General features: G+C 62.8%; 3 protein-coding genes. 1 reads left to right on the top strand and 2 read right to left on the bottom strand.

Going from position 1 to position 14746, the window contains the following annotated elements; genetic code table 11:
- The first annotated feature begins 5 nt into the window (after window positions 1–5).
- Window positions 6–1952, top strand: a complete 1947-nt coding sequence (lapD, locus tag ACODTD_RS28435; protein WP_489105429.1) for a cyclic di-GMP receptor LapD — start codon at window positions 6–8, stop codon at window positions 1950–1952.
- 40 nt (window positions 1953–1992) lie between these two features.
- Here lapD and ACODTD_RS28430 read toward each other — a convergent pair whose 3' ends face one another.
- Both ACODTD_RS28430 and ACODTD_RS28425 read right to left on the bottom strand, forming a co-directional pair.
- The gene (locus ACODTD_RS28430; RefSeq protein ID WP_007960236.1) at window positions 1993–2331 is read right to left on the bottom strand and encodes a hypothetical protein; all 339 of its coding nucleotides are present in this window, start codon (window positions 2329–2331) and stop codon (window positions 1993–1995) included.
- Between the two features lie 146 nt (window positions 2332–2477).
- A partial coding sequence (locus tag ACODTD_RS28425) for an immunoglobulin-like domain-containing protein (RefSeq protein WP_489105428.1) occupies window positions 2478–14746 on the bottom strand: 12269 nt, incomplete at its 5' end.

Below are 14746 nucleotides of genomic sequence, written 5' to 3'. Positions count from 1 at the left end.
CTCAGATGTCTTTGTTCAAACAGCTGTTGATCGCTATCTGTCTGTTCCTGGTGGTCGCCTTCGCCGGCAGCTTCATGGTCAGTCTGGAGAGCTCGCGTACCCAGTACGTCAACCAGTTGCGCTCCCACGCCCAGGATGCGGCCACGGCGCTGGCGCTGTCGTTGACGCCGAACATCGATGACCCGGCGATGGTCGAGCTGCTGGTCAGTTCGATCTTCGACAGCGGTTATTACTCGAGCATCCGCGTGGTCGATCTGAAGACCGACCAGACCATCGTCGAGCGCAACGGCATTCCGGCGGTCACCAACGTGCCCGACTGGTTCGTCAAACTGATCGGCCTGGAGCCGGCCGGTGGCGATGCGCTGGTCAGCCGTGGCTGGGAGCAGGCGGCACGGGTCGAGGTAGTCAGCCACCCGATGTTCGCCCTGGCCAAGCTCTGGCAGAGCGCACTGGGCAGCCTGGGCTGGTTGCTGGTCTGCGGCGCGGTGAGTGCGGTGCTGGGCGCGTTGTTGTTGCGTCGGCAATTGAAGCCGCTCGATTACATGGTCAAGCAATCCCACGCCATCGCTCGTCGTGAGTTCCTGAGTCTGCCGGACCTGCCGCGCACGCCTGAATTGCGCCGCGTAGTGCTGGCGATGAACCAGATGGTCGAGAAGCTCAAGGCACTGTTCCAGGAGCAGGCCGAGCGCAGTGAAAAACTGCGTACCGAGTCCTACCAGGACAACCTCACCGGGTTGGCCAACCGGCGTTATTTCGAGATGCAGCTGAATGCGCGGGTGAGCAACCCGGAGCAGGCCAGTTCCGGTTATCTGCTGCTGTTGCGGGTCAAGGATCTGGCCGGGCTGAACCAGCGCCTTGGCGGTCAGCGCACCGATGAATTGTTGAAAGCGGTCGGCGAGCAACTGTCCCGCGAGTGCGCCAAATATCCGGAAACCCAGAACCTCGTCACCCGGATTCGCGGTGGTGAATTCGCCGTGCTGGCGCCGGGGATGACCCGCGAAGAGGCGCTGCAACTGGCGCAGAGTCTCGACAGTGCCCTGAGCAGCCTGTACGCGACGGGTGCCACCGACGTGGCCGCCGTGGCTTCTATCGGCCTGGCACCGTTCGCTCACGGCGATTCGCCGCAAGCGGTCCTCAGCCTCGGCGATCAGGCGCTGGCCCAGGCCGAAGGGCAGGGCGAGCAGAACTGGGCGTGCCTCGATCAGAGCCTGGTGGCAGACGTCGGTGACGATCACCACGCCTGGCATCGCCTGCTCGATCAGGCGTTGAATCAGCGGCGTTTCGAGCTGTTCTTCCAGCCGGTGGTGGCGGCGCAGGACACGCAACTGGTGCTGCATTACAAGGTGCTGTCGCGCTTGCTCGACGAGCAGGGTCAGACCATTCCCGCCGGGCGCTTCCTGCCCTGGCTGGAGCGCTTCGGCTGGACCGCGCGACTGGACCGGTTGATGCTCGAGCGGGTGCTGGAGCAGATGGCCGGACATGAAGAATCTTTGGCGCTGAACCTGTCCTCGGCGACCCTGGCCGATCCGCAGGCGTTGAACAAAGTGTTCGAGATTCTGCGGGCGCATTCCAACCTCGGAGCACGCCTGACCCTGGAAATCGGCGAGGAACAATTGCCGGAGCAAGCGGTGCTGGAACAGCTGACCCGGCGCCTGCGCGAGCTCGGTTTCTCCCTGAGCCTGCAGCGCTTCGGCGGACGCTTCAGCATGATCGGCAACCTGGCGCGGCTGGGGCTGGCGTACCTGAAGATCGATGGCAGCTACATCCGGGCGATCGATCAGGAAAGCGACAAGCGGCTGTTCATCGAAGCGATCCAGCGTGCGGCGCACAGCATCGATCTGCCGTTGATTGCCGAACGGGTCGAGACGGAAGGGGAATTGTCGGTGATTCGCGAGATGGGGTTGTATGGGGTTCAGGGGCAGCTGTTCGGTGAGCCAAAACCCTGGGGCTGACTGATCTTTCCCACGCTCCGCGTGGGAAAGATCCAACGGATCAGATCAACCCGCCCTCATCCTCATCGATCAACTGGCTCAACCCGCCCAGCGCTTCCCGCGCCTGGGTCCGGTCCATCAGCTTGGCCTGGGCCGCCGGCGGCAGGTCGGTGACGCGGATCACGCCTTTGCTGGTCAGCACCTGAATCAGGTCATCGAGTACCCGGATCATTTCCAGGTCGCTCTGCTTGAGCTGTTTGAGGCTGTTCTCCACGGCTTCGTTGGCGTACCAGGCCTGGATTTCGTGGTGGTCGGCCGGCAGCGTTTCCGTGGCCTCGGCGTAGGCCGCAGCTTCCACGCGAATCAACTGACCCTGCGCATCGCGTTGCACGTAAAACATTGAGCATCCCTCGGAAATGGACCAGCGTCATGCTGTCAGCAGCATAGCCAACTGCGCACGAGTATGCGGTGCGCCGACGCAATCGTCACCGGTTCAAGTGCCGCAAACGTGACGACCGCCCCGGTGGGGCGGTCGTTGTTCACGCATCAGCTGTTGTTGTGGTCGACCTTGATGGTCGGATCGCTGCCGGCAATCAGGTTATGAATGTTGGCACTCGACCAGTTGTTGCCTTCCAGTTTGATCGTCACGTCCGGTGTCGCGGCTGCCGCATCGCCTGAGTTGAACTTGCCGCCCGAGCTGACTTGCAGCGACGACACGCCGTCGACCGTGGTGATCTTCAGGAAGTTGTCGATGGTGCTGCCGGTCTCGCCCTGCAACAGGTCGCGCAGGTCGATGCGGTCGCCTTCGCTGGCCTTGAAGTCCTTGATCACGTCGTTGCCGGTGTCGCCCGCCTTCCAGACGAAGGTGTCCGCACCGGAACCACCGATCAGGATGTCGTTGCCCTGACCGCCGATCAGCGTGTCGTTGCCGGTGCCGCCGAGCAGGATGTCATTGCCCTTGCCGCCGTCGAGCAGGTCGTTGCCGCCCGAGCCGAACAGGATGTCATTGCCCGCGCCGCCCAGCAGCGTGTCGTTGCCGTCGTGGGCACCGGACACATCGAACGCCTGATAGTGCTCGGTGATGTACTGGTGCACGTTGCTGGTGGTGACTTTGCTGACGTCGACCCCGGTTTCCTTGGCCACGAACGCCTGCATCGCCTGATAACCCTCGCCGGCAATGCCGTTGAAGCTCACCAGGTCGCCGAACAGGATGTCGTTGCCGTCGCCACCGCTGACGGTGTCGTTGCCCGGCATCGTCGCTTCGGTGTGACCGATGATCGAGTTGGCCAGGTCCTTCGGATCGATGTTGGTCTGTGGCGTCTTGTCCGAATCGTACGGTTTCAGGTCGTTGAGGCTGACGCCGTTGTTCAGGCCGATCGCTTCGACGTTCGACAGACCGCTCAGCAGTGCGAAGCCGGCGGCGGAGTTGTCGGTGGTGTTCGACGAGGTGCTGTTGCCGCTGCCCGCCAGGCTTGAGATCTCGTAGGTGCCGTCGCCCTGGGCGTGGATGGTGCCCAGGCTGTTCCAGCTCCAGTTGTTGTTCTTGAGCGTCTGCAGCACCACTTCACCGGAGGTGCTGATGCTCAGGTAGTGAGTGCTGTCGATGTAGGTGGCGAAGCTGCTGCCCAGCTTGTAGTTGCTGGTTTTCACCACGTCGTCGAGCTTCACGTTGCCGTACAGCGTCGGGTTGGTCTGCTCGTTGCTCTGGTAATAGGTCGGCTGGCCGTCGGTGATGAAGTACGTGAGGTTCTTCGCCCCGGTGTTGGCCACCGCTTCAGCGCTCTGGAAGAAGTTCGCGGTGGCCTTGAACACGTCCTCGTAGTTGGTGCCGCCGCCGGACGCCATCGAGTCCAGCACGGCCTTGAGCAAGGTCAGTGCGTTCGGGTCGTTGAGGTTCACCGATACGGACTTGTTGACCTGGGTATCGAAGTCCACCAGGAAGATGTTCACCGTCCCCGAGTTGCTGCCGCCCAGGCTCTGCTTGAGGGTGTTGAACACCGACGTCAGCGAGTCCTTGGCGGCGTTGATCGACGAGGCGCTCATGCTGCCCGAGCTGTCGACCATGAACGCGATGTTGTAGTTGGTGCCCGGCACCACGGTCAGGCCGCCGATGTCGGCGACCATGATGTCGTTGCCGTCGGTGCCGGTGACGGTGTCATCGGCCGAGGTGGCGACAATCGAGTTGTAGACCGCCGGCACCACGGTGACCGGGATGGTCGCTGTGGTGCTGGCCGAGCCGCCTACCTGCTCGGTGGAGGTCGAGGTCACGGTCAGGTTGAACTGGCCGTTGTAGTAGGTCGGCGGGGTCACGGTCAGGGTGCCGAGGTTCCAGCCGGTGACGTTGGCGTCGCCGCTGGTGGCGGTCACGGTGAAGCTGTGGCCTGCGCCGTCGCTGAGCACCGAGCCGACCGGCGCACCGCTGATCTTGATGCTCAGGGTTTCCGAGCCGTCGGTGTCGGTTAGCGCGGTGCTGATCGACGACAGTTTCACCGTGGTGCCTTCGGCGCCGGTGTTGAGCTTGTAGCCGTCGTAATAGCCTTCGCCGTTGCTGCCGTGCAGATCGGAGACGGTCACGCCGGCATTCACCAGATCCTGCACGCCGGTGTAGATCGGCACACCGGCACTGCTCAGGTCGATCGGCGTGCTGCCGTTGACCGACAGGTTGACGTCGTAGCTGCCCGGGCCGCTCTGGTTGTGGTGGTAGATGTCCAGGGTGTAGTAGCCGCTGGTGGTCGGGGTGAACGAACCGTTGAGGTTGCCGCCCGCGCCCCACGTCGTGGACGCCACGCTCTTGCCGCCGATGGTCACCAGCAGGCTGTCATCACCGGTGCCGCTGAAGGTGTAGGTCTTGCCGGCTTCCAGATAAATCAGGCCCGAGGTTTTCGACGCAGTGCCGGCGGTTACGCTGCCGTCGGACTGCACGTTGTTCACGGTACCGCTGGTGTTCGGCTTGCCGGCACCGTCGATCACGTTTTTCAGGGTGGTCGAGTTGGCGCCGCTGCCGTCAGTGCCCAGGCCCGACAGACCGGTCCAGACTTCCTTGATCAGCCCGGTGGACTTCACGCTGTTGTCGGCGACCGACAGGGTCGGTGCATCCGCCACCGGCGTGATATCGATCTTGATGGTGCCGGTATTGCCCAGCAACTGGCCGTCGGTTGGCTGGAATTTGATCTGCGCGTAGTCGGCCTGATTGTTACCAACGGCAGTGCCACCGTAACCGTTCACACCCGACTCGTTGGCATCCGGCACGAAGCGCAGCTTGCCGGCGTCGATGTCGGCCTTGCTGAAAGTCTGGTTGTTGGCGACATCTTTCCAGGTCGAACCGTCCAGGTATTGCAGTTTGCCTTCGCCCGGCAGTTGAGTGATTTTTACGCCCAGGCTGCTGGCCGGGCTGTCGACGTCGCTGACGCCGAAGGTCGACCAGCCGAGGATCAGCGGGGTGTCTTCGGTGCCGGTGACGTTGACCGGTGCAGCGACCGGCGCGTCGTTGACCGCCACCACGTTGACCGTGGTGGTCGCGGTATTGGAGTAGTTGCCGCCATCGGTCACGGTCACGGTGATGATCCGTGGCACGGTGCTCGGGTCTTCACTGCTGTTGGTGAAGCTGATGTTCTTGATCGCCTGCATGTAGTCGGCCAGCGTCGCGTTGCCCGACAGGGTCAGGGTGACGGTGCCGTTGGTGCTGTTGGCATTGATGGTGATGCCGTTGACGCTGTTGCCCAGGTTCAGCGCATCGCCGTCCTGACGGTTGGTCAGCACGATGGTGGCGCCGGACAGCATGGTGCTGTCCGGGTCGGTGATCTTGATGTCGGTGTCGGCAATCGACACGCCTGGACCTGTTGTGCCCTCGGTGAAGGTCACCTTGTAGTCGGCACCCGTTGCACCGCTGGAGTTGTTGGCGTCGAGGTCGATGACCGGTGGCGCATCGTTGTCGATGATCGAGGTGCTGACGCTGCCATTGGTGCTGCTGACCGCCAGGTTTTCGAAGTTGCCACCGGTGGCCGAGTCGATCTTGACCACGAAGTTCTCGGTGCCTTCGGTGATCTTGTCATCGATGGTGGCGACGTTGAACTGCGCACTGCTGGCACCCGCCGGGATCTTCACGGTGTACACGCCGGTGAAGTCCGAACCGTCGGCGGCGGTGCCGCTGTAGACGATTTTCAGGGTCACTTCGGTCTGCGCCGGATGGGTCAGGCTGACGGTGTAGCTGGCGGTCTGGCCTTCGGTTACCGAGGTGCTGCCGGTGATGCTGACAGTGGTGGTGTCGATGGTGTCGGTGACGCTGGTCACGGCTGGCGTGGTGCTGGTGACCAGGTTTTCGAAATTGCCGCCCGTGGCATTGGTGATCGTGGCCTGTACGTTGCCGGCGTCCTTGTAGACGTCGTCAGCTGGCGCAGGAACGGTCACGGTGCCGGTGGTTTTACCGGCGTCGATGGTGATCACGGCGCCGTTCGACAAGGTTACGGTCACTGGCGAGCCAGCGGCGTTGGTCAGGGTCGCGGTGTAGGTGATCGAGCCACCCTCGGCCACTGTGCCGGTCGCGCTGAGGGACAGGTTGGTGGTGTCGATGGTGTCGGTGACGGTGGTGCTGACCGGCGTCTTGTCGGCCACGAGGTTTTCATAGTTGCCGCCAGTCACGTTGGTGATCGAGTTGGTCAGCGGTGTGTGGCCGGTCAACGCGTCGTTCGGCGCGGTGGTGGTCACGGTGCCGGTGGTCTTGCCGACTTCGATGGTGATCGACTGACCGTTGGCCAGATTCACGGTTACTGGCGAGCCCGTCACCGGCGCACCCACGGTAGCGGTGTAGGTGACGGTGCCACCTTCGGCCGCGGTCGTGGTTGCGGTCAGCTTCACGGTGGTGGTGTCGATGGTGTCGGTAACGCTGGTTACGGCTGGCGTGGTGCTGGTCACCAGGTTTTCGAAGTTGCCACCGGTGGCGGATTTGATCGTGGCCTGCACGTTGCTGGCGTCTTTGTAGACGTCATCGGCTGGTGCAGGAACGGTCACGGTGCCAGTGGTTTTACCGGCTTCGATAGTGATGACTGCACCGTTCGACAAGGTCACGGTGACTGGCGAGCCAGCAGCGTTGGTCAGGGTCGCGGTGTAGGTGATCGAGCCACCCTCGGCCACGGTGCCGGTCGCGCTGAGGGACAGGTTGGTGGTGTCGACGGTGTCGGTGACGGTGGTCGAGACCGGCGTCTTGTCGGCCACGAGGTTTTCGTAGTTGCCGCCAGAAACGTTGGTGATCGAGTTGGTCAGCGGTGCCTGGCCGGTCAACGCATCGTTCGGCGCGATGGTGGTCACGGTGCCGGTGGTTTTACCCACTTCGATGGTGATCGACTGACCGTTGGCCAGATTCACGATTACCGGAGAGCCAGTCACCGGTGCGCCCACGGTGGCGGTGTAGGTGACGGTGCCGCCCTCGGCCGCTGTTGCGGTTGCGGTCAGCTTCACGGTGGTGGTGTCGATGGTGTCAGTAACGCTGGTCACTGCTGGCGTGGTGCTGGTCACCAGGTTTTCGAAGTTGCCGCCCGTGGCGTTGGTGATCGTGGCTTGCACATTGCCGGCGTCTTTGTAGACGTCATCGGCTGGCGCAGGAACGGTTACGGTGCCGGTGGTTTTGCCCGCTTCGATGGTGATCACGGCGCCGTTGCTCAAGGTCACGGTCACCGGAGTGCCCGCAGCATTGGTCAGGGTTGCGGTGTAAGTGATCGAACCACCCTCGGCGACCGAGTTGGTGGCGCTCAGGGACAGGTTGGTAGTGTCGACCGTGTCGGTCACGGTGGTGCTGACCGGGGTCTTGTCGGCCACCAGATTCTCGTAGTTACCGCCGCTCACGCCGGTGATCGCGTTGGTCAGTGGTGCATGACCATTCAACACGTCGTTAGGCGCGGTGGTGGTCACGGTGCCGCTGGTCTTGCCGACTTCGATGGTGATCGATTGACCATTCGACAGGGTTACCGTCACTGGCGAGCCAGTCACCGGAGCGCCAACAGTGGCGGTGTAGACAACGTTGCCACCCTCGGCCGCCGTCGCAGTTGCGGTCAGCTTCACGGTAGTGGTGTCGATGGTGTCGGTGACGCTGGTTACCGCTGGCGTGGTGCTGGTGACCAGGTTCTCGAAGTTGCCACCGGTGGCGTTGGTGATCGTGGCCTGTACGTTGCCGGCATCCTTGTAGACGTCATCGGCTGGCGCAGGAACGGTCACGGTGCCGGTGGTTTTGCCGGCTTCGATGGTGATCACGGCGCCGTTGGACAAGGTCACGGTCACTGGCGAGCCAGCGGCGTTGGTCAGGGTCGCGGTGTAGGTGATCGAGCCGCCTTCGGCCACGGTACCGGTCGCGCTGAGCGACAGGTTGGTGGTGTCGACGGTATCGGTGACAGTGGTCGAAACCGGGGTTTTATCAGCCACCAGATTTTCGTAGTTGCCGCCGCTTACGCCGGTGATGGCGTTGGTCAGCGGTGCATGACCGGTCAACACGTCGTTCGGCGCGGTGGTGGTCACGGTGCCGGTGGTTTTGCCGACTTCGATGGTGATCGACTGGCCGTTCGACAGGTTCACGGTCACAGGCGAACCGGTCACCGGTGCACCCACGGTCGCGGTGTAGGTGACGGTGCCGCCCTCGGCCGCTGTCGCGGTTGCGGTCAGCTTCACCGTGGTGGTGTCGATGGTATCGGTGACGCTGGTCACCGCTGGCGTGGTGCTGGTCACCAGGTTTTCGAAGTTGCCGCCAGTCGCGTTGGTGATCGTGGCCTGCACATTGCCTGCGTCTTTGTAGACGTCATCGGCTGGCGCGGCAACGGTCACGGTGCCGGTGGTTTTACCGGCCTCGATGATGATCACGGCGCCATTGCTCAAGGTCACGGTCACCGGGGTGCCCGCAGCGTTGGTCAGGGTCGCGGTGTAGGTGATCGAGCCACCTTCAGCCACGGTGCCAGTCGCGCTCAGCGACAGGTTGGTGGTGTCGACGGTGTCGGTCACGGTCGTGCTGACCGGCGTCTTGTCGGCCACCAGATTTTCGTAGTTGCCGCCCGTCACGCCTGTGATCGCGTTGGTCAGTGGTGCATGACCATTCAACACGTCATTAGGCGCGGTGGTCGTCACGGTGCCGGTGGTTTTACCCACTTCGATGGTGATGCTCTGGCCGTTCGACAGGTTCACGGTCACTGGCGAGCCAGTCACAGGAGCGCCCACGGTGGCAGTGTAAGTGACAGTGCCGCCTTCAGCCGCCGACTCGGTGGCGGTAAGTTTCACCGTGGTGGTGTCGATGGTATCGGTGACCTGGGTCACGGCAGGAACAGTGCTCGGGACCAGATTTTCGAAGTTGCCACCGGTGGCATTGGTGATCGTGGCCTGCACGTTGCCGGCGTCCTTGTAGACGTCATCGGCTGGCGCAGGAACGGTCACGGTGCCAGTGGTTTTGCCGGCCTCGATGGTGATCACGGCGCCGTTCGACAGGGTCACGGTCACTGGCGAGCCAGCGGCGTTGGTCAGGGTCGCGGTGTAGATGATCGAACCGCCCTCGGCAACCGAATTGGTGGCGCTGAGGGTTAGGTTGGTGGTGTCGACCGTGTCGGTGACGGTGGTCGAGACCGGCGTTTTGTCAGCCACGAGATTTTCGTAGTTGCCGCCCGTCACGCCGGTGATCGCGTTGGTCAACGGCGCGTGGCCGGTCAGCGCATCGTTCGGTGCGGTGGTAGTGACAGTGCCAGTGGTCTTGCCGACTTCGATGGTGATCGACTGACCGTTGGACAGTGTCACGGTGACTGGCGAGCCGGTCACAGGCGCGCCCACGGTGGCGGTGTAAGTGACAGTGCCGCCTTCAGCCGCCGACTCGGTCGCGGTCAGTTTGACCGTGGTGGTGTCGATGGTGTCGGTGACATTGGTTACGGCTGGCGTAGTGCTGGTCACCAGGTTTTCGAAGTTGCCACCGGTCGCGGATTTGATTGTCGCCTCCACGGTGCCGGCGTCCTTGTAGACGTCGTCGGCTGGCGCAGGAACGGTCACGGTGCCGGTGGTTTTGCCGGCCTCGATTGTGATCACCGAGCCGTTGGACAAGGTCACGGTCACCGGCGTGCCCGCCGGGTTGGTCAGGGTCGCGGTGTAGACGATCGAACCACCTTCGGCCACGGTCCCGGTCGCGGTCAGCGACAGATTGGTGGTGTCGATGGTGTCGGTGATGGTGGTCGACACCGGAGTCTTGTCGGCGACCAGATTCTCGTAGTTGCCGCCGCTGACGTCGGTAATCGCGTTGGTCAGTGGTGCATGGTCGTTCAGCACATCGTTCGGTGCCGTGGTGGTCACGGTGCCGGTGGTTTTACCCACCTCGATGGTGATTTGCTGACCGTTGGCCAGGGTCACGGTCACAGGCGAACCGGTCACCGGTGCGCCAACAGTCGCGGTGTAAGTGACGGTGCCACCTTCAGCGGCCGTTTCGGAAGCGGTCAGCTTCACGGTCGTCGTGTCGACGGTGTCGGTGACTTCCGTTACGGCTGGAATGGTGCTTGGCACCAGGTTCTCGAAATTGCCACCGGTTGCATCCTTGATGGTGACTTCGACTTTTCCGGCGTCCTTGTAGACGTCATCGGCAGGTGCTGGAACGGTCACCGTGCCGATGGTTTTACCGGCCTCGATGGTGATCACGGCGCCGTTCGACAGGGTCACGGTCAGCGGAGTGCCGGCAGGATTGGTCAGGGTGGCGGTGTAGGTGATCGAGCCACCTTCGGCCACGGTGCCCGTCGCGGTCAGCGACAGATTGGTGGTGTCGACGGTGTCGGTCACGATGGTGCTGACCGGCGTCTTGTCGGCGACGAGGTTTTCGTAGTTGCCACCGCTCACGCCAGTGATCGCGTTGGTCAGTGGCGCATGGTCGTTCAGCACATCGTTCGGTGCAGTGGTGGTCACGGTGCCGGTGGTTTTACCCACCTCGATGGTGATTTGCTGACCGTTGGCCAGGGTCACGGTCACAGGCGAACCGGTCACCGGTGCGCCAACAGTCGCGGTGTAAGTGACGGTGCCACCTTCAGCGGCCGTTTCGGAAGCGGTCAGCTTCACGGTCGTCGTGTCGATGGTGTCGGTGACTTCTGTTACGGCTGGAACGGTGCTCGGAACGAGGTTCTCGAAGTTGCCACCGGTTGCATCCTTGATGGTGACTTCGACTTTGCCGGCGTCCTTGTAAACGTCATCGGCAGGTGCTGGAACGGTCACGGTGCCGATGGTTTTGCCGGCTTCGATAGTGATGACGGCACCGTTCGACAGGGTCACGGTGACCGGCGTGCCGGCCGGGTTGGTCAGGGTCGCGGTGTAGACGATCGAACCGCCCTCGGCCACAGAGCCAGTGGCGCTCAGGGTCAGGTTGGTGGTGTCGACGGTATCAGTGACGGTAGTCGAAACCGGGGTCTTGTCGGCCACGAGGTTTTCGTAATTACCGCCAGACACACCAGTGATCGAATTGGTCAGCGGGGTGTGACCGTTCAGCGCATCGTTCGGCGCAGTGGTGGTCACAGTGCCGGTGGTTTTGCCCACCTCGATGGTGATCGACTGACCATTGGCCAGGGTCACGGTCACAGGCGAACCGGTGACAGGCGCACCGACGGTAGCGGTGTAAGTAACGGTGCCGCCTTCCGCCGCCGACTCGGTCGCGGTCAGTTTCACCGTGGTGGTGTCGATGGTGTCGGTGACGTTGGTCACGGCCGGAACAGTGCTCGGCACCAGGTTCTCGAAACCACCGCCAGTGGCGGTCGAAATGGTTGCCTCGACTTTGCCGGCGTCTTTGTAGACGTCGTCTTTCGGCGCGTCGACGGTCACGGTGCCAGTGGTTTTGCCGGCCTCGATGGTGATGACGGCACCGTTCGACAGGGTCACGGTCACCGGCGTACCCGCCGGGTTGGTCAGGGTCGCTGTGTAGGTGATCGAACCACCCTCGGCCACCGAATCGGTGGCCGTCAGGTTCAGGTTGGTGGTGTCGACAGTGTCCGACACCGAGGTATTTGCCGGTTTGCTGTCGACCGCCAGGTTTTCGTAGTTGCCGCCGGTGGCCTTGTCGATGGTCACGCTCAGCGAGCTGCCGCCCGCCAGCGGGCTGTTCGGCGCGACGAAGTTCACGGTGCCGGTGGTTTCGCCGACGGCGATGGTGATGGTCTGGCCGTTGGACAGGGTCACGACGACCGGCGAGCCGGTTACTGGCGCGGTCACGGTTGCGGTGTAGACCACGGTTTCGCCTTCGGCGACGTTGGCGGTGGCGGTCAGCGACACGGTGGACGTGTCGATGGTGTCATTGACGGTGGTGACCGCCGGGGCGGTGCTGGTGACCAGGTTTTCGAAGTTGCCACCGGTGGTGGTCGAAATGGTCGTCTCGACTTTGCCGGCGTCTTTGTAGACGTCGTCTTTCGGCGCATCGACGGTCACGGTGCCGGTGGTTTTACCGGCCTCGATGGTGATGACGGCGCCGTTGCTCAAGGTCACAGTGACCGGAGTGCCGGCGGCGTTGGTCAGGGTCGCGGTGTAGGTGATCTGGCCACCTTCGTTGACTTCCGGCGTGGCGCTCAGGGTCAGGTTGGTGGTGTCGACGGTGTCGGTCACGGTGGTGCTGACCGGCGTCTTGTCGGCCACGAGGTTTTCGTAATTACCGCCAGACACGTCAGTGATCGAATTGGTCAGCGGGGTGTGACCGTTCAGCGCGTCGTTCGGTGCGGTGGTGGTCACGGTGCCGGTGGTCTTGCCGACTTCGATGGTGATCGACTGACCATTGGCCAGGGTCACGGTCACAGGCGAACCGGTTACCGGGGCACCAACGGTCGCGGTGTAGGTGACGGTGCCGCCTTCAGCAGCTGATTCGGTCGCGGTCAGTTTGACGGTCGAGGTGTCGATGGTGTCGGTGACTTCTGTGACGGCTGGAGCGGTGCTTGGCACCAGGTTCTCGAAGTTGCCGCCAGTTGCATCCTTGATGGTGACTTCGACTTTGCCGGCGTCTTTGTAGACGTCATCTTTCGGTGCATCGACGGTCACGGTGCCGGTGGTTTTGCCGGCCTCGATGGTGATGACGGCGCCGTTGCTCAGCGTCACGGTCACCGGGGTGCCGGCCGGGTTGGTCAGGGTCGCGGTGTAAACGATCGAGCCGCCCTCGGCCACCGAGTCAGTGGCGCTCAGAGTCAGGTTGGTGGTGTCGACGGTGTCGGTGACGGTAGTCGAAACCGGGGTCTTGTCGGCGACCAGATTCTCGTAGTTACCGCCAGTTACGTTGGTGATCGCGTTGGTCAGCGGCGCATGACCATTCAACACGTCGTTCGGTGCGGTGGTGGTGACGGTGCCGGTGGTCTTGCCGACTTCGATGGTAATCGACTGACCGTTGGCCAAGGTCACGGTCACAGGCGAACCGGTTACCGGGGCACCAACGGTCGCGGTGTAGCTAACGGTTCCGCCTTCAACTGCCGACTCGGTCGCGGTCAGTTTGACCGTGGTGGTATCGATGGTGTCGGTGACTTCAGTGACAGCCGGAACAGTGCTTGGCACCAGATTCTCGAAGTTGCCACCGGTGGCAGTCGAAATGGTCGCTTCGACTTTGCCGGCATCTTTGTAGACGTCGTCTTTCGGCGCATCGACGGTCACGGTGCCGGTGGTTTTACCGGCCTCGATGGTGATGACGGCACCGTTGCTCAACGTCACGGTCACCGGGGTGCCGGCAGGGTTGGTCAGGGTGGCGGTGTAGACGATCGAACCGCCTTCGGCCACAGAATCGCTAGCGCTCAGAGTCAGGTTGGTGGTGTCGACAGTGTCGGTGACGGTGGTGCTGACCGGAGTCTTGTCGGCCACCAAATTTTCGTAGTTACCGCCGCTCACACCGGTGATCGCGTTGGTCAGCGGAGTGTGACCGTTCAACGCGTCGTTCGGCGCAGTGGTGGTGATGGTGCCGGTGGTTTTACCGACTTCGATGGTGATCGACTGACCATTGGCCAGGGTCACGGTCACAGGCGAACCCGTCACCGGAGCGCCGACGGTAGCGGTATAAGTGACAGTGCCACCTTCCGCCGCCGACTCGGTCGCAGTGAGCTTCACCGTAGTGGTGTCGATGGTGTCGGTGACTTCGGTCACGGCCGGAACGGTGCTTGGCACCAGATTCTCGAAGTTGCCGCCAGTTGCATCCTTGATGGTCACCTCGACCTTGCCGGCGTCTTTGTAGACGTCGTCTTTCGGCGCATCGACGGTCACGGTGCCGGTGGTTTTACCGGCCTCGATGGTGATGACGGCGCCGTTGCTCAAGGTCACGGTCACCGGAGTGCCGGCGGCGTTGGTCAGGGTCGCGGTGTAGGTGATTGAGCCACCTTCGGCCACGCTGTCGGTCGCGGTCAGTGTCAGGTCGGTGGTGTCGACGGTGTCGGTTACCGTGGTGCTGACCGGGGTTTTGTCGGCGACGAGATTTTCGTAGTTACCACCGGTCACGCCAGTGATCGAGTTGCTCAGCGGCGTATGACCGTTGAGTGCATCGTTCGGCGCGGTGGTGGTGATGGTGCCGGTGGTCTTGCCGACTTCGATGGTGATGGTCTGACCGTTGGCCAGGGTCACGGTGACCGGCGAGCCAGTCACCGGAGCGCCAACGGTGGCGGTGTAAGTGACGGTGCCGCCCTCAGCCACCGACGTATCGGCGCTCAGTTTCACGGTCGATGTGTCGATGGTGTCGGTGACGTTGGTCACGGCTGGAACAGTGCTCGGCACCAGGTTCTCGAAGTTGCCGCCAGTTGCATCCTTGATGGTCACTTCGACCTTGCCGGCGTCTTTGTAGACGTCATCGGCTGGCGCCGGAACGGTCACGGTGCCGG

The organism is Pseudomonas sp. FG35, from assembly GCF_057809295.1.
The sequence above is the reverse complement of the archived record's forward strand: the minus strand, read 5'-3'. Positions and strand labels throughout refer to the sequence as shown.

Bases quoted from the DNA above. Each gene is read 5' to 3' on its own strand.
- lapD (WP_489105429.1), top strand. From the start codon at position 6: ATGTCTTTGTTCAAACAGCTGTTGATCGCTATCTGTCTGTTCCTGGTG.
- ACODTD_RS28430 (WP_007960236.1), bottom strand. From the start codon at position 2,331: ATGTTTTACGTGCAACGCGATGCGCAGGGTCAGTTGATTCGCGTGGAA.